At 60.3% G+C, this 16,485-nt stretch carries 14 protein-coding genes; 4 read left to right on the top strand and 10 right to left on the bottom strand.

The window, feature by feature from the left end:
- Nucleotides 1–9: 9 nt before the first annotated feature.
- Nucleotides 10–915: a 3-hydroxyacyl-CoA dehydrogenase family protein gene (locus tag FSY45_RS25730; protein WP_255443448.1), complete on the bottom strand. Its 906-nt coding sequence runs from the start codon at nucleotides 913–915 to the stop codon at nucleotides 10–12.
- 619 nt (nucleotides 916–1,534) lie between these two features.
- Nucleotides 1,535–3,109, bottom strand: a complete 1,575-nt coding sequence (locus FSY45_RS25725) for an MFS transporter (RefSeq protein ID WP_046461845.1) — start codon at nucleotides 3,107–3,109, stop codon at nucleotides 1,535–1,537.
- Between the two features lie 127 nt (nucleotides 3,110–3,236).
- Here FSY45_RS25725 and FSY45_RS25720 point away from each other — a divergent pair, with 127 nt between their 5' ends.
- Nucleotides 3,237–4,202, top strand: coding sequence for a LysR family transcriptional regulator (locus FSY45_RS25720; protein WP_080944476.1), 966 nt, complete (start codon nucleotides 3,237–3,239; stop codon nucleotides 4,200–4,202).
- Between the two features lie 311 nt (nucleotides 4,203–4,513).
- On the opposite strand, the gene FSY45_RS25715 is transcribed toward FSY45_RS25720, so the two are convergent.
- From FSY45_RS25715 to FSY45_RS25680, 8 genes are all read right to left on the bottom strand, one after another.
- On the bottom strand, nucleotides 4,514–5,374 hold the full coding sequence (locus FSY45_RS25715; protein ID WP_046461844.1) for an alpha/beta fold hydrolase: 861 nt from the start codon (nucleotides 5,372–5,374) through the stop codon (nucleotides 4,514–4,516).
- Between the two features lie 57 nt (nucleotides 5,375–5,431).
- Entirely contained in the window at nucleotides 5,432–6,463 is a 1,032-nt protein-coding gene (gene dmpG / locus FSY45_RS25710; protein WP_046461843.1) for a 4-hydroxy-2-oxovalerate aldolase, read from the bottom strand.
- A gap of 14 nt (nucleotides 6,464–6,477) precedes the next feature.
- A complete protein-coding gene (locus FSY45_RS25705; protein ID WP_046461842.1) occupies nucleotides 6,478–7,428 on the bottom strand; it encodes an acetaldehyde dehydrogenase (acetylating) in 951 nt (316 codons plus the stop codon).
- A gap of 22 nt (nucleotides 7,429–7,450) precedes the next feature.
- On the bottom strand, nucleotides 7,451–8,425 hold the full coding sequence (locus FSY45_RS25700) for a tripartite tricarboxylate transporter substrate binding protein (protein WP_223305701.1): 975 nt from the start codon (nucleotides 8,423–8,425) through the stop codon (nucleotides 7,451–7,453).
- Between the two features lie 14 nt (nucleotides 8,426–8,439).
- Entirely contained in the window at nucleotides 8,440–9,417 is a 978-nt protein-coding gene (locus FSY45_RS25695; protein WP_046461840.1) for a tripartite tricarboxylate transporter substrate binding protein, read from the bottom strand.
- Between the two features lie 66 nt (nucleotides 9,418–9,483).
- Complete coding sequence (mhpD, locus tag FSY45_RS25690; RefSeq protein WP_003071375.1) at nucleotides 9,484–10,275, bottom strand: 2-keto-4-pentenoate hydratase; 792 nt, start codon at nucleotides 10,273–10,275, stop codon at nucleotides 9,484–9,486.
- A gap of 13 nt (nucleotides 10,276–10,288) precedes the next feature.
- Nucleotides 10,289–11,254: a 3-carboxyethylcatechol 2,3-dioxygenase gene (locus tag FSY45_RS25685; protein ID WP_223305700.1), complete on the bottom strand. Its 966-nt coding sequence runs from the start codon at nucleotides 11,252–11,254 to the stop codon at nucleotides 10,289–10,291.
- Between the two features lie 2 nt (nucleotides 11,255–11,256).
- Nucleotides 11,257–13,026 (bottom strand): bifunctional 3-(3-hydroxy-phenyl)propionate/3-hydroxycinnamic acid hydroxylase, encoded by a 1,770-nt coding sequence (locus tag FSY45_RS25680; RefSeq protein ID WP_003071381.1) that lies wholly within the window; start codon nucleotides 13,024–13,026, stop codon nucleotides 11,257–11,259.
- Nucleotides 13,027–13,229: 203 nt separating this feature from the next.
- Between FSY45_RS25680 and FSY45_RS25675 the strand changes: the two genes are divergently transcribed.
- From FSY45_RS25675 to FSY45_RS25665, 3 genes are all read left to right on the top strand, one after another.
- The gene (locus FSY45_RS25675; protein ID WP_237704533.1) at nucleotides 13,230–14,138 is read left to right on the top strand and encodes a DNA-binding transcriptional regulator; all 909 of its coding nucleotides are present in this window, start codon (nucleotides 13,230–13,232) and stop codon (nucleotides 14,136–14,138) included.
- Nucleotides 14,139–14,591: 453 nt separating this feature from the next.
- Nucleotides 14,592–15,113 carry an RNA polymerase sigma factor gene (locus FSY45_RS25670; RefSeq protein ID WP_003071386.1) on the top strand — a complete coding sequence of 174 codons (522 nt, stop codon included), beginning with the start codon at nucleotides 14,592–14,594 and terminating at the stop codon, nucleotides 15,111–15,113.
- A gap of 119 nt (nucleotides 15,114–15,232) precedes the next feature.
- Nucleotides 15,233–16,255, top strand: a complete 1,023-nt coding sequence (locus FSY45_RS25665) for a FecR domain-containing protein (protein ID WP_052951087.1) — start codon at nucleotides 15,233–15,235, stop codon at nucleotides 16,253–16,255.
- Nucleotides 16,256–16,485: the final 230 nt, after the last annotated feature.

Below are 16,485 nucleotides of genomic sequence, written 5' to 3'. Positions count from 1 at the left end.
GCGTTCCTCTTATTGCTCGGCAGCGTCTCCCACGGAAGGCAATTCGCTCTTGAGAATTTCGAGACCTGCCAGCAGCGTCTTCTGGTAGCGCTGTTTCTCTTGCGCGATGCTCTCCGGGGTCCACTTGAAAAATCCTTCACCGGACTTCATGCCGAACTTGCCTTCAGCCACTCTTCGCGAAAGGCATGGGCTTGGCTCCTTGTTGTCCGCCAGCGATGGATACATAGTCGCTCCAGCGGCGCAGTGGACTTCCAGACCTGCATGGTCGCGCTGAAGCACGGGGCCCGCTGCAAGAAAGCGAAAGCCGAAGCCAAAGCGCACGGCTGCATCCACATCCTCGGCCGATGCAATGCCCGCTTCAATCAGTGCAAAAGCCTCGCGAGCCAGCGCGTGCTGAAGGCGGTTCGCCAAAAATCCTGGCAAATCTTTCTTGACCAGCACCGGCACCATGCCGCACTGGCGCATGAAGGCATGAAGGTTCTCTGCGCATTCCATGCGGGATGCCTCGCCGCACACCACTTCGACAAGAGGCGTCAGGTGCGCAGGCATGAAGAAATGCAGACCCAGCATGCGTTCCTGCGTTGCCAGGCCTTGTGCAATGGCTGTAATGGGGAAGCTAGAGCTATTGCTGGCCAGCAATGCATTCTTGCGGGCGCGCTGCTCTAGTTGCTTGAAAAGCGCTTGCTTGATGTCCAGGCGCTCCGGGATGCATTCGATCACAAGATCCACAGAGCTCCAGTCGAGGTCGTCCAATGACGAGACGACGGACAGGTGGGCAAGCTGCTGCGCCGCATCCAGTTGGGTCAAGCCGTGATGGACCAGCCCAGGGACTTTGGCAGCCCGGTCGGGATTGGACTCGACAACAGTCGTTTTGCAAGCTCCTCGGCAAAGGACGACCGCGACATCGGCTCCCATAGTCCCGCCGCCAATCACAACAGCATGTGAACGCGAGGGGCGGAAAAAGTGCCCAGGCGCACTGAAAATTTTTTGCTCCAACAGATGTCTCCAAGTTCTATGAGTCTTGGAGGAAGTCTGGATGGTTTCGATAAATTTGTTAAACAAATTTATTGGGATAAATATCCTGATTTTTAAATATATTGCGATGTGCCTCTTCTATCCGTGAGGAACCGTCGACACGATTCAGCAAATCGCAGGCGGTGCAAAAGTACGGCAGTCTTTGATCGACTTGGAGCGTGCTATGAATTTGCCACGGCAACGCATTGGGCCGCTATTCCGCTCACTGGCACCAGCGTGGACGCTACCTGGAGTGCTGCACTGACATTCACCAAAATTAGAAACAAGGTGCATGGTAGAGAGATGCACCAGAGCTGGAGAGGCAGCCGGTGGTACTTCGGCATGGATGCTGATTCTGGCCTGGTGCACACAGCAGGTGGCACGGTTGCCAATGTCTGTGAGGTTGTCGAGGCCTGCCGCTTGCTGCCCAGGCAGGAAATCGATGTCCATGACAATGCAGGCAACCAAGTTGCAGATCAGCGAGCAGATTCTTGCCCATCGGCTTGGACCGCCATACAAGTCACCGTGCTGCCCTGCGACCCGAAAAGATCACAAAGCTGCCCAGTGCCAGCAGCCACACGGCGATGGCCGCATAGAGCATTACGCCGCCAAAGCTGTGCACCAATGCCTCGCGGGCAATGTCTGTCAGTGCCTGTGGCGAAGTGACGGCGCCAGCGCCTGCCTGTTGGGCGTACAGGGCTTGCAGGTTGCCAGAGGCAATGCCGTTGGCCATCTCGCGCAGCGCTGCAGCATCGACAGGGTCGCGCAATGCGGTTTGCAGGTGCTGCTGTACGCCATGCACCAGCAGGAAACCCATCAGCGCGATATTGATCGACAGCGTAATCATGCGGGCACTCATGTCGATGCCGGACGCCATGCCGGCGCGTGTGCTGGAGAACGCTGCCGTGGTGGTATTTGTCACCGGGGTGTTGGTGATACCCAGCCCTGCACCGGCAATCATGCAGCCCGGCAGCACGTAAAGCCAGTGGCTGTGGGCGAGCTGGCTGCCAGCGAGCATCAGCATGAATCCAAGGCCGATGGCGAATAACCCCAGCGGAATGGCGATACGCGGGCCATAGCGCATGGCGATGCGTTCTCCAACCACCGGGAACACCAGCGTGGGAAGGGTGTAGGCTAGCAGCGAGACGCCGGCGGCCGTGACATCCTGACCTAACGCACTTTGAAAATAGATGGGCAGGTAGATGATGAACGCCCAGAAGCTGAAGTTCATGCCCATGGAGCCCATCAGTGCACCGGAGAAATTGCGCACCCGAAAGACGGAGAAGTCGAACATGGGATGCTGGGCACGCAGTTCCACCCACACAAAGGTTGCAAAACTCAGCAGACCCACAGCCATGGCGGCCAGCGCAGACATGCTGCCAAAACCGGTATCGGAGCCCTGCGTCACAAAGAAGGCCAGGCCGAACACCGCGAGGGACAGCGTGACGATGCCCGCAAGATCCAGCGCGCCGGCCTTTGGGTCATGCGATTCCTGCACGGCGATGGCGGCCAGAAAGAAGGTCAGCGTGGCAATCAGCACGTGTACCCAGAATACCCAGCGCCAGTCCGATAGGGCGACGATCATGCCGCCAATCAGCGGGCCAAAGCCCAAGCCTATGCCGAGCATGACTCCCCAGGTGCTGAAGGCGCGGCTGCGCTCGGCGCCTTGCGGAAATTGATGCGAGAGGACGGCTACCAGGCAGATCAGCATGGCGCCGCCGCTGGCCCCCTGGAACACGCGGCTGGCAATCAGCATCGGTGTGTTCCATGCCAGGCCGCACAGCAGCGATGAAAACGCAAAGAGGGCTATGGAGATCAGAAAGATCCGCTTGCGGCCAAACCGGTCCGCCAGTGTCCCGGTGGCCATGAGCACCGAGACGCAGGCGATGGTGTAGGCATTCATGATCCACTGAATGTCTTTGAAGTCACTGTGCAGAACGGACTCCAGCGTGGGCAAGATGACAGGCACGCTGGATATTTCAAGGCTGAACATCAGTGCGGCCAGACAGACCGATAGCAGCGCAATGCGATTGCGCCGGGTCGGTGCCGGCTCCAGGCTGCTGGTGTTCAAGAGATCAACATCATTCGAGGACATGGTTGCGCACTCCAGAAAAGGGAAACAGCGTTCTGGCGCAGAACGTTCAACGCGAGTCTATGGGAATAAAATTCTTAAATTTACGCACTTATTTCCCATAATTGGGGATCTGAAGGATCCAATTGACATGACTGTGCAAGACCCTCTGGAAGGAGTCTCCACCTTTGTGCTGGTGGTGGACGCGGGCGGCTTCACTGCTGCTGCCAAGCGGCTTGGCGTGACGCGCTCTGCCGTGGGCAAGGCCGTTGCCAGGCTGGAGGCACGTCTGGGCTCGCGGCTACTGCAGCGCAATACGCGTACCCAGACCCTGACTGCGGAAGGACAGATCTACTACGAGCGCTGCACCCGTGCACTCAAGGAGCTGGATGCAGCCGAGGCGGATCTGGACAGTGGCCGCATGGAGCCCATCGGGCGCCTGCGGGTCAGCGTGCCAGAAGGCTTTGGGCAGCTGTGCGTTGCGCCAATACTGCTGAATCTGACGCGTCTGTATCCGCAGCTGAGCATCGATCTGTCGTTTGGCGACCGTACAGTCGATCTGATCGAGGAGGGGTTTGACCTGGCCATACGCATAGGCCCGCTGCAAGACAGCGGCACTTTGTCTGCGCGCCTGCTGGGCACACAGCACATCAGCATCGGAGCTTCCCCGGCCTATCTGGCACGCCACGGCACGCCCAGCAAACTGGAAGAGCTCGATGGTCATGCGGTCATCAGTTACTCGCACTCGGGTGTTGTCGCTCCGTGGAATGTTTCGCCAGTTGCTGGGCGAGACGGCAGCTCAGACTACCGCCTGCAGGTGCGCACCCAGATCAGCATGGACGATATCCAGGCCATTGCCGCTGCTGCTGTGGCGGGCTATGGCATTGCCTGGGTCCCCTGCTGGCTGCTGAGCAGCTATGCCAAGCGTGGAGAGCTGGTGCATATCCTGCCCGACTATCGGGCACGCTCCTATGAGATCCATGCACTCTGGCCACAGGCACGGCAATTGCGTTGCAAATTGCGGGTGGCCATTGACGCGCTGGTGGCCGAGATTCCGGCTTTGCTGAATCCTGAGGATGCGGTGGCAAAAAATGACAATTCAATCCGCTCTCGGTAAGGGCTGCATTTTCCCACTAGCGGAGCATGACCCGGGCGGATATGTTTGAGTCGCAGAAGGATCACAGTGAGTGAAATGCTTCGAAGTGGTCCTCGCGACGAGACGCGGAATTTCGCTTGATTGATGCCAATATCCGTTTGACAACCAGGCTGTCGCATCCAGCTGCGCTCAATCGGCGGCGGAGTCTGCTGGAGGCAGGGATGGTTGGGCCGCTGCCTGCTCTGCATCCCAAAAAAGCCATTGAGCATGTTGTCCATGCATGGCATTCATCTCAATGGCTTGCTTCCACTTCTTGCTGGCTCACTGGCCGGTCAGCGAGCGAGAAAGTCTTGAACCATATTGTTGAAGACCTCGGCGTGCTCCCACTGTGCCCAATGGCCGCACTGACTGAACACGTGGAATTCCGAGTTGGGAATGCCCCATAGCAGGCGCAGGCCGATGTCCAATGGCACAAAGCGGTCGTCACGGCCCCAGATGATCAAGGTCCTGGCCTTGATTTCATGCAGGCGTGCGCCGTAGTCGCTGAACTGCTTCGGGTTGATCTGGGCGCTCTTGACGAAGTTTTCGAGGTGATCGCGGCGGGCCAGGATATTGGCCAGACGCTGCTGATACAGCTCTTCGGTCAGGCTGCTGCTGTCGTACACAAACACATTCATCATGCGCTTGAGGTTTTCCACGGTGGGGTCACGGTACAGCGCACCGATGAGCTTGATGCCTTCGGCGGGCATGGGCACGAGGGCGCTGGGTCCGCCGGTGCCGCCGCCCATGAGGATGAGCTTGCCCACCATCTCGGGATTGGCCAGCGCAAAGCCCACGGCGCTATGACCGCCCATGGAGTTGCCGATGATGTGAACCTTGGCGATGTTCAGCGCGTCCAGCACGCCTTTGAGGCAGCGTGCGTTCAGATCCGAACGCGAGCCTGTGCTGACAATGGTGTCACTTTTGCTCCAACCGGGGCAGTCCAGCAAAATGACACGGTATCCCGCATCCACCAGCGGTTCGATATTGCGGTGGAAGTTGGCCCAGCCGCTGGCGCCTGGGCCGGAGCCGTGCAGCATGACCACGACTTCGCTGCCGGAGCCGACATCGTTGTAGTGCAGCCTCAGGGGCTGTCCCGCTTCGGTGATCGTGACAAAGCGACTGCTGGAGGCTTCCGTGTGGGGTGCGTTCATAAATGACTCCGTGAAGGCGGCAGCCACGGCTGGCTGACCGCGAGGATGGTGAAAAGATCAGAGGGAGGCGGCTTCGCGTTGCCTCAGCAGGTCCAGCGCTACGTCGACAATCATGTCTTCCTGACCCCCGACCATGCGGCGCTTGCCCAGCTCCACCAGAATGTCCACGGCCTTGAGTCCATACTTGGCCGCCGCAGCTTCGGAGTGACGCAGGAACGAGCTGTAAACGCCTGCGTAACCCAGTGCCAGTGTTTCGCGGTCCACGCGCACCGGACGGTCCTGCAGCGGGCGCACGATGTCGTCGGCGGCATCCATGAGCTTGTAGAGATCGGTGCCGTGGTTCCAGCCCAGACGCTCTGCGGCTGCGATGAACACCTCCAGCGGAGCATTGCCGGCACCCGCGCCCATGCCGGCCAGGCTGGCATCCACGCGGTCGCAGCCTTCTTCCACCGCCACGATGGAGTTGGCCACGCCCAGGCTCAGGTTGTGGTGGGCATGCATGCCGGTCTGGGTTTCCGGCTTGAGGATGTCCTTGAAGGCCTTGAAGCGATCGCGCACATCGTTCATGCCCAGAGCGCCGCCGGAGTCCACGACATAGCAGCAGGTAGCGCCGTAGCTCTCCATCAGCTTGGCCTGTTGAGCCAAACCTTGAGGGGTCTGCATATGGCTCATCATCAAGAAGCCCACGGCTTCCATGCCCAGCTGGCGCGCGTACTCGATATGCTGGCGGGACACGTCGGCCTCGGTGCAGTGGGTCGCCACCCGCACCACGCGCACACCGGCGTCGTAGGCGGCCTTGAGGTCGTGGACGGTGCCAATGCCCGGCAGCAGCAAGGTGGTGATCTTGGCGTGCTTGACCACGCTGGCCACGGCCTCAATCCATTCCAGATCGGTATGTGCGCCAAAGCCGTAGTTGAAGCTGGAGCCTTGCAGGCCATCGCCGTGAGCGACCTCGATCGAGTCGACCCGGGCCTCATCCAGGGCCCGGGCAATCTGCCTGGCCTGCTGCACGCTGTACTGGTGACGAATGGCGTGGCTGCCGTCGCGCAGGGTCACGTCGGAGATGTAGATTTTTTTGTTCGGATTCATGGTGTGTCGTCTCCTCAGGCAGCAACGGCGTGATTCGCCAGCATGCGTTCGGCCATGTGTTCCGCAGTGCGCAGACCGGCGCTGGTCATGATGTCCAGGTTGCCTGCATAGGCGGGAAGGTAGTGGGCCGCCCCCTCAACCTCTAGAAAGATCGAGGTCTTCAGGCCCGTGAGGGCATTGCCCACGCCGGGGATGCGGATCGGTGCATCGATACGGTCGAACTGCACCTTCTGCTTCAAACGGTAGCCCGGGACGTAGGACTGAACAGCGGCAGCCATGCGCTCCACCGACTCGGCAATCGCTGCCTCGTCGGCCAACTCGCTCAGGGTGTAGACCGTGTCGCGCATGATCAGAGGCGGCTCGGCCGGGTTCATGATGATGATGGCCTTGCCCTTGGTGGCGCCGCCTACGACCTCGATCGCTTTGGAGGTGGTCTCGGTGAACTCGTCGATGTTGGCACGGGTGCCGGGGCCGGCACTCTTGCTGGCAATCGAGGCAATGATTTCGCCGTAGTGCACCTTGGCCACACGAGAGACTGCGGCCACCATGGGGATGGTGGCCTGACCGCCGCAGGTGACCATGTTCACATTCGGCGCGTCCAGATGCATGTCGCCGTTGACCACGGGAATGCAGTACGGGCCGATGGCCGCCGGCGTCAGGTCGATCACGCGGATGCCGGGCTTGAGGCTGCGCAGGAAGGCATCGTTCTTCACATGTGCGCCGGCGCTGGTGGCATCGAACACAAAGTCGATCTCTGCAAACCCGGGCATGCGCGTGAGGCCTTCCACGCCTTCGTGGGTGGTGGCCACGCCCATGCGGGCGGCGCGGGCCAGACCGTCGGAGTTAGGGTCAATGCCGACCATGGCGCCCATCTCGATGTTCTTGCCATGGCGCAGGATCTTGATCATCAGATCCGTGCCGATATTGCCGCTGCCGATGATGGCGGCCTTGAGTTTGCGCGTCATAGCGTTTACCTTCAGAGAAAAATCAGTCGATACCAGCTCCGCTGGACTGGATCAGCGGTGCCCAGCGTGCGATCTCGCTGTGGATGAATTGCTTGAATTGCTCCGGGGTTTGCGGATAGGCCTGCATGCCCTGGCTTTCGAAGCGTTTCTGTATGCCCGGGTCCTGCAAGGCTGCGACCAGGGCACGGTTCAATGTCTGGACCACTGTGGCAGGAGTTCCACTTCGCACGGTTGCACCGAACCACACGCCTGCATCGATTCCGGACACTCCCAGCTCCGCCATGGTGGGAACATCGGGCAGTTGGGGACTGCGTCTTGCAGAGGCAATCGCCAGCGCGCGCAGCTTTCTGCCCCGGATCAGCGCTTCGGTTGAACTCGTGGGATCGAACATGAAGTCGACCCGGTTTGTCATCACGTCCTGCAGTGCCGGCACCGAGCCTTTGTAGGCCACATGAGACATGCTTCCACCGGTTTTGCTGCGAAACAGCTCTCCCAGCAGGTGGCCGATGGAGCCCAGGCCTTGTGATGCAAATGTCAGGCCTTGCTTGCTGCTGCGGGAAAGCGCCACCAGCTCGCTCAGCGTCCTGACGGGACTGTCGGCCGCAACCACGAGCACCAGAGGAGAGGTGACCAGAGACGTTACCGGCTCGAAATCCTTGACGGGGTCGTAGGCAAATTTGCGAAACAGCGTCTGGTTGATGGCAAACATGGCGGTGCCAGCCACATACACGGTGTGACCATCGGCTGCCTGTTGAAGTACGGCGCTGGCCGCAATCTGCCCTCCTGCACCAGGCTTGTTGTCAACAATCACGGGCTTGCCCAGCTGATGGGCCATGTGCTGACCGAGGGCTCGGGCCATGACATCGCTGATGCCGCCGGCGGAAAACGGCAGCACGAGTGTGACGGGCTTGCTGGGAAAGGCCTGTGCCGCGCTGAGGCCGCCGATCGTCAGGCTGCCCAAGCCCAGGGCCGACTGCAAAAGAGTTCTACGATGCAAGATTGGCTCCCTGCTCACTCGATCGAAGCGCCGCTGGCCTTGACCAGAGGACCCCATTTGGTCAGTTCCGACTGCATGAAGCTGCCAAACTGGGCCGGGGTTGAGGGGAAAGCCTGCATGCCTTGATCGGCAAAACGCTTGACCACTTCGGGGTCCTTCATGGCCTGGTGGATGGCATCGTTCAGACGTTCAACCACAACTGCGGTCGTGCCTGTCTTGACCACAGCCCCGAACCACACACCGGCATTCACGCCGGATACGCCGAGCTCGGCCAGGGTCGGCACCTCAGGCATTTGTGGCGAGCGCTTGTCGGCCGCAATCGCCAGGGGCTTGAGCTTCTTGCCGGCCACCAGAGGGGCGGTGGTGATAACCGGGTCGAACATGAAGTCCACCTGTCCCCCCATCACATCCTGCAGCGCGGGTGCCGAGCCTTTGTAGGCCACATGATTGAACTTTCCACCCACCTTGCCCCGAAAGGTCTCTCCGAGAAGATGTCCGATGGAGCCCATGCCCTGCGAGGCGAAGTTCAGTCCGTCCTTGCGGCTCTTGGCCTGGGCTATGAGTTCCTTGACGCTGGTCAGTGAACTATTGGCAGGAACGACAAGCACCAAGGGCGAAGCAATCAGCGACGTGACGGGGGTGAAATCCTTCAGCGGGTCATAGGAGAAATTGCGAAACAACGAGGGGTTGATGGCAAACATCTCGGTGGCACCGACATACAGGGTATGGCCGTCGGCCGCTTGCTGGCGCACATAGGCGGCAGCAATCTGGCCGCCACCGCCGGGCCGGTTGTCAACGATGACAGGCTTGCCAAGCTGCTCCCCCATCTTGCTGGCCAGCGCACGAGCCACCGCATCGGTGATGCCTCCGGCCGGGAAGGGGACGACCATGGTCACGGCACGGTTGGGGAAATTCTGCGCGATGGCGGGTGTACCCACGCAGGCAGCGAGCGAGGCAGCACCGGCTGCGAACAATTGACGTCGGTTCCACATGATTTGTCTCCTGAATAATCGTTATGAGCAATGGAAAACGGGGGCGGGGAATGCTTTCGAGAAGATCTAGCCTTCGAACTGCGCGCACACCGAGCCGATGCCGCTGATGCGGGCTTCGAAACGATCGCCGGCATTCACGGCGACCATGGGACCCAGGGCGCCGGTCAGCACGAGGTCACCGGCTCGCAGCGCCTGGCCGAGACTGGCGAGTCGGCGGGCCAGCCAAACGGCGGCATTCAGGGGATGGCCCAGGCAGGCTCCACCGGATCCGGTGGAGACGACATCGCCATTGCGCGTCATCTGCATCTCGCACAGCTTGAGATCCAGTGCGTTGAGCGCAGTCGGTACGGCGCCCAGCACGACCAGACCGCTGGACGCGTTGTCGGCCACGGTGTCAATGAAGCGGATGTTCCAGTCGGCAATGCGGCTGCCCACGATCTCGATGGCCGGAAGCACATAGGCGGTGGCGCTGATGACATCCACCAGCGTGGTGTCGGGCCGCTCCAGATCCTTGGCCAGTACCAGCGCCACCTCGGCCTCGACCTTGGGCTGAAGCGTCCGCGACAGGGGCACGACCTCATCGTCGCCATAGAGCATGTCGGCGAACAGCGTGCCGAAGTCGGGTTGGTCTACGCCCAGCTGCTTTTGCACGGCAAGGGATGTCAGCCCGATCTTGCGACCCACGATCCGGCGGCCCTGACTCAGTGCATATTGCACATTGGCCAGTTGCACGGCATAGGCGCTGTCGTTGTCGGTGATTTCCTCGCGCAGGGGAGCAATGGGGGTGGCGGTGGCTTCCGCGTGGCGCAGGCGTTCGGCCCAGGCCTGTATTTGCGTAGTGGTCGGCATGGCAGTCATGAAAGAATGAGGATCAGTGGTGCATGAACATCACGCCATAGCCCGCAATGAGCGATGGAATGGCGCGGTAGGTCCGTACCGGACAAGGCAGACGGGTGTTGGCAGGCAGGGCGGACCGCGCCACCAGCCAGGTCTTGGACTCATGGGCAGAGTTGCCGGCCGTGGCGCCGATCGAGGCTTCGCTCATCTCACATAGGCCGTCCAGCTGGCCGCTGGCCATGGCGTCCATCCATTGCAGATCCCACTCGGGGTTGAGCGGCTTCATCCAGCTGTCGCCATTGGCCAGAGCCAGACCGGCGGCCTTGACGCGCTCGGTCTTGAGCTCGCGCTCCTGCTCTGTGGGGGTGGAGCGGACAGTAATGCGCTCGCGTACGGCAGGGTCAGGATGGGCCAGTGTCGGGACGGGAGGCTCGTGCGACAGCCCGCCCGAACCAATCAGCAGTGCGCGCAGCGGCAACCGGTCGAGAAAGCTGCCAATGCCTTCTCCCAGTGCCTTGCATCGGGCCATGCGTGCAATACCGGGTTGGGCCACTGCATTCATGAAGATGGGAATGACAGGCGGTGTGTCCATCTCGTCCCCCCACAGAAACTGCAGGGCCTGCGAAAAGCCGTGATCGACCCACATGCGCCGCGACACCGCGATATCGAAATGTTTGTCCATCAGGTGGTCGGCCAGCGCTATGGCCAGTTCTCCTGCCACATTGAGGGGGCCGGCTGGGGACAGATAGTCGCCCACGGCCGTTGCCTGGCTGCCGATGCAGAACGGCGGCATCAGCTCATTGAAGAAGCCGTTGTAGTGATCCGGCCCCAGCAGCACGATGAGTTCTGGCGCGAACTCATGAACGGCCGCGCGCGCCGCAGCAATCGCCTTGTCGATAGCGATCTGATCGTCTGCAGCGACAGGATTGAGACCGAGCAAAGGCGAGTGCGACATGCCAAGAAATGCCCGGCGCGCAGTGGCGATGGCGCTACCACTCATCTTCATGCCTCCAGTGGAGAATGCAGTACCCGGGCCATCTGACGGGTGACAGTGCTGACCTCCTGCGGAGATGCCAGCGCCGCGACAAAGCGGTCCGGGCGCACGAACACCACCGACTTGCCCTGGGCGCTGAACCAGTCCTTGAGGCGGCCTTGTTCGTCGCCGACGGTCAGCACGCCATCGCGGGTTGGCGTTGGATGAAGCAGCTGGCCAGAGGGCATGGCACGAATGAAGCAGGCGCCAAGGCGCTGCCAGAAATTCAGAGCCTCTTCGTCCATGCCATAGCTGGGGTCCGTACCCCAGGCCAGAATGCAGAAATTCAGTCCAACAAAGTCATCCAGCAGGCCAGAGTGGCCATTTGCAGTGGCAACACGAGGCTGAATGAACATCCGGCCTACGGGACTGGACGCTGCCGTCTCCAGACCATGCACCAGACGCCCCACCAGAGACTCCTTCTTTTCCGCCATCAGGCCCAGAAGGCGGCTCAAGGGCGTGTTGCCCGAGCGGTCCAGCAGGCCTGCGAACGGTGTCCTGGCTCCTTGATTGCCGGTGCCCGTGTGGTGCAGCACCACGCCCTGCTCGTAGCGCGGCATGGGTTTGAAGCGCATCTCGGCGAAGTACTGCTTGACTGGCGGCACAGCGTTCAGGGCAAGCATCACCGTGTCGCGTACTTTGGCGGCGGTATGGCTTTCAGGGGCAAAGATGTCACCTGCCACTTCAGACAAATGGATCATGCTGCGGGCATGGTCGCGGCGTTCCTGTTCGTAGCTATCCAGCAGGCTGCTGCTGGCCTCTCCCTTGATGACCATGGCCAGCTTCCAGGCGAGATTGCTTGCATCCCGCATGCCGCTGTTGTAGCCCTGGCCCTGCCAGACCGGCATGATGTGCGCGGCATCGCCTGCCAGCAAGATTCGCCCGACCCGAAACTGCGCCGCCAGCCGTGCGTTGTGCGTATACACGCGCTTGCGGATGTAGTCGACCTTGTCTGGATCAGCGACGACCTTGCGCATCAGCTGGGCAAGATTCTCCGGTTTTGAGAGCTGCTCTTCGGTCTCCCCGGGCATGACCATGAATTCAAAGCGGCGGATGCCATGCGGCAGGGCTGCAGAGACGTAGGGGCGCTCCGGGTCGCAATGCATGTCGATATGAGGGGTTCCCAGGGGGTCATTGCGTACATCAACAACAATCCATTGATTGGGTTTGGTGCGGCCCTCAAAGGGCACGTTCAGCGTGCGACGCACCAGACTGTTGCCTCCATCGCTGGCGACCAGGTACTTGGCGCGCAGTGTGCGCTCTACGCCCTCGGAACTCCTGAGAGTGGCGGTGACGCCAGCATCGTCCTGGGTAAAGCTGTGCAGCTCCTGACCCAGCAGTACCTGGACCTGTTCAAAGCGCTGCAGACCCCGGTACAGGATGTCGTCCACCTGAGGCTGGATGAAGGCATTGCGGCGGGACCATCCGTACTCGTCGGTGCGAGGTTCGATCGAGGCAAAGCACTGGCCGCTGGCGGTGTAGAAGCGCATCCAGTGATGAGGGGTGATGTGTGCCTGTACCTGATCGGACAGACCCGCCGCCTGCAGCGTGCGCAGCGATTCGTCGTCAATGCCGATGGCTCGGGGGTAGTCAATAATCTGCGGCAGCTTCTCTGCCACGATGACGCGTACGCCAGCCATCCCCAGAGTGTTTGCCAGTGTCAGCCCTACCGGGCCAGCGCCAATGATCAGGACATCGGCATCGTCTTGACTCGCTTGGTTTTCTTGGGGGGCGTTCATTTTCAGTCTCCGTATTGGGTGAGCGCATCGAGTGCTGTTTTGATAATTGTCAAAACACTCGAGGAGTCTGAAAACAGTGTGCACCTGGTGCACATATTGCTAGGTGCATACCCTTGCTGTCACCGCTTGCGCCGGCTACCAATCAGTTGAAGTGAGACTCGCAAGGTGGGCGTCGGGGTGATGAATGGCAAAGCTGCGCGCGGTTGAGCATCGAGTCGGGAATATTCATTGAGCGCAGCAGCAGAGCACCCGGCGATTGCGCCGTATGGTTTGCGGTATTCATACTTGGGAACTCCCAAGAAATCTTCACTTTTGAGCACAGTCCCATGAATGACTACAAGGATGTACGCAGCTTGTCGCGAGGCCTGGCTCTGCTGCAGGCAATGAATAGAGCCCCTGGCGGCATCGCTTCAACCACGGCACTGGCACAGGCATGCGATATTCATCGCACCACCGTCAAGCGATTGATGGAGACCTTGCGGGCGGAGGGTTTCGTGCGCAGGGGTGAGAAAGACGGGCAGTACTACCTGACTTTTGCAGTGCGCAGCCTTAGCGAAGGGCTTGTCGATGATGCCTGGGTTGAGCAGGTCGCACTACCGCTGATGCGTGCTGCCGTGCCCGAGCTGCTTTGGCCTTGCGATCTGGGGACCGTGGAAGGCGGCTTTATGGTTGTGCGTGAAAGCACGCACCGTTTCAGCCGGTTGTCTCAGCATCGCGGCATGATCGGAGAAAAATTGCCGCTGTTCTTCACGGCTATGGGACGAGCCTATCTGGCGTCTTGCACCAAAGATGAGAAGGAAGGCTTGCTTTCGTTGCTCGCTCAGCGTGACGATGCGACTGGTGCCATGGCAAGGGATAGAGCATCGGTAGAGCGTTTGATTGAAGAGACGCGCCAGCGAGGATATGGCATCAGCGATGGTGATTGGCATCAGCAAGCGCCGTTTGGAGCGGTCGCGGTGCCATTGAAGTGTGGACGTCGTTTGATCGGAGGTCTGAATCTGGTCTTTCCGAAGTCTGCTGTCGCCAGGGAAGAGTTGCTTGCCCGCTATCTTCCCCGACTGAAGAAGCTGGCTGTGCGCATGGGCAAGGATGTGGCGCCTTGGCTGGACTAGATGTTCAACCGGGAGGGTCTGGTTTTCGTGGGACTTCATATCTTTTCAAGCCGCTCTCGAGTCTTCGTGCGAAGCAACTGTCTGCTTCAGGTATCCCTATAGTTGTCGTACCTTCATTCAGAACCAGTCATCCCGCAGATATTCACAGCTGACCGCTTCAGGCAGGTTGAAGCGTCAAAGCGAATGGCAGCCGATGTTGACATCAGACATTGAGCGCAGCAAAGACAGATTCGACAGTCGATAGATGACAAGCGATCTACAAAAGCGGCTCGGTTTCAAGTGCGTCGAAGTCCCGAGTAGAAGCAGGTCTACCGAGGTGCTGTCTCTTTGGAGGCGCGAGAGAAAAAATTCCGAGGGACTGTCGCCATCTAGAACATCAGCTTCGGGGAGCAGTCTGTGCTGCTCGGCAAGGTGTAGGCTTCATTGCTTCATGAATGAGATTCATTCTCAATCATGGATACAATCCACGTCTTCATCATGTCCAGCGATCCTCAAAGTATCTTCATTGCCCACCGCCGGGAATTGCTGGCCTGGCTCACCTACCGCGTGCACGATATGCATGTGGCTCAGGACATGCTGCAGGAGATTTTCCTGCGCTTCATCGAGGTCACGGCGGTTGCGCCTGTGCAGGATGCCCGGGCGTATCTGTTCCAGATGGCGCGCAATATGCTCGTCGACATGGCTCGCCAGCAGGAGGCGCGCAAGACCGCAGCGGTTGCGCCAGAGGAGCTGGTGCACATAGCGGACACCGCGCCTGGCCCGGATCAGTCGGTGGCTGGCCGCCAGCGTCTGCTACAACTGGCTGAGGCTCTGCAGGAGCTGTCGCCGCTTACTCAGGACATCTTCATGCGCGTGCGGGTGCAGGAGCAAAGTTATCAGCAGGTGGCGGATGCGCTGAAGATCTCCACCAGCTCGGTGCAGAAGCATCTGGCGCGGGCCTTGGCCCACGCCATGGCGCGCTTGCCGCTTCACTGAAGCTTTGCAGTGTGTCAGAGCTCCAGATGCTTGTCTTGGATGAGAATTACTGGTTTGCCAATGCTTGAACGTCTTCCCATCATGCACTCCAATCGTTTGCATTCAGACAGCAGTTTTTTGTGAATCCTTCATCTCAATCCACATCCCTGCACGATGCAGCTGAAGACATCCGCCTGCAGGCTGCCGCCTGGCTGGTACGTCGTGCGGACGAGGGCTGGCTGCCTGAGGATGAACAGGCCTTGCAGCTTTGGCTGAATGCGGATGCTTCAAATCGCCAGGCTTATGCCCATGCCCAGCGCATCTGGGCCGAACTGGGGGCGCTGGGACAGTCGGGGCTGCTGCCAGAGCAGGGCGCAGAAATGGTTTCGGAGACAAAACCTTTGCTGCAAGGAACCGTGCAGCGACGCATGCTGTGGAAAGGTGCCGGGGCAGCAGTATTTGCTGCAGGCGCCTTGTGGGTGGGGGCCGGCAGCCAGATCATGCTGGCTTTTGAGGCTGACTACCGCACCGGGGTGGGAGAGCGGCGCGAGGTGGCGCTGCCCGATGGCAGCCGCGTGCATCTGGGCGGCGACAGCGCCGTGGCCGTGCGATACGACACGCGACAGCGACATGTGGCCTTGCTTCGCGGCGAAGCCTTGTTCGATGCGAAGCCCGTGGAGGTGTCCGGTGGGCGCGATGCGGAGAAGCGGCCTTTTGTGGTTGCCGCGGCCGACGGGCGTACCCGTGCTCTGGGTACCCGCTTCATCGTCGAGCGACTGGACGAAAGAACTCAAGTGACCGGTGTGTTCCACCAGGTGGCGGTGTCGCTGGACCATGCGCCACAGGATGCCGTGGTGCTATCGCCAGGCCAACGCGTCAGTTATGACAGGCGGGGCATGACGCCTGTGCAGGATTTGAGCGAGGATGCCGGCCAGTCCTGGGAGCGTGGGCTGCTGGTCTTCGAGCGCATGAGGCTGGCCGATGTGGTGGATCGTCTCAATCGCTATCACTCGAGCCGCATTGTGGTGCGTGACCAGGTGCTGGCGCAGCGGCGCGTCAGCGGCGTCTTTCTGCAATCCGATGCGCCAGGGGCCGTGCAGGCCATCGCTCAGGAACTGGGGGCACAGCTGTTGCAACTGCCAGGAGTGGTAGTGCTCTTTTGATTTATTGAAAATAATTTTGATTCGTATTTACTGAATATTGCGCGTCAACCGTCTTCTCTGAAGAGAGGCATCGCAGGCTGCATCCAGAAATTGGGTGCTGCGTCTGCCATGCGGCCACAGAACTTCAGAGGACGCCATGAACCGATGGGCAACAGGGGCCGAAAGTGCTCTGCCGAAGACATACAGTCGCCAATTCAATGAATGCGCCAAGGGACGCCGTACGTCCATAG

It is taken from the genome of Comamonas sp. Z1 (assembly GCF_008121555.1).
Lineage (GTDB): Bacteria > Pseudomonadota > Gammaproteobacteria > Burkholderiales > Burkholderiaceae_C > Comamonas > Comamonas thiooxydans.
Note: the sequence above shows the minus strand (reverse complement) of the source record. Positions and strands in the feature narration are given on the sequence as shown.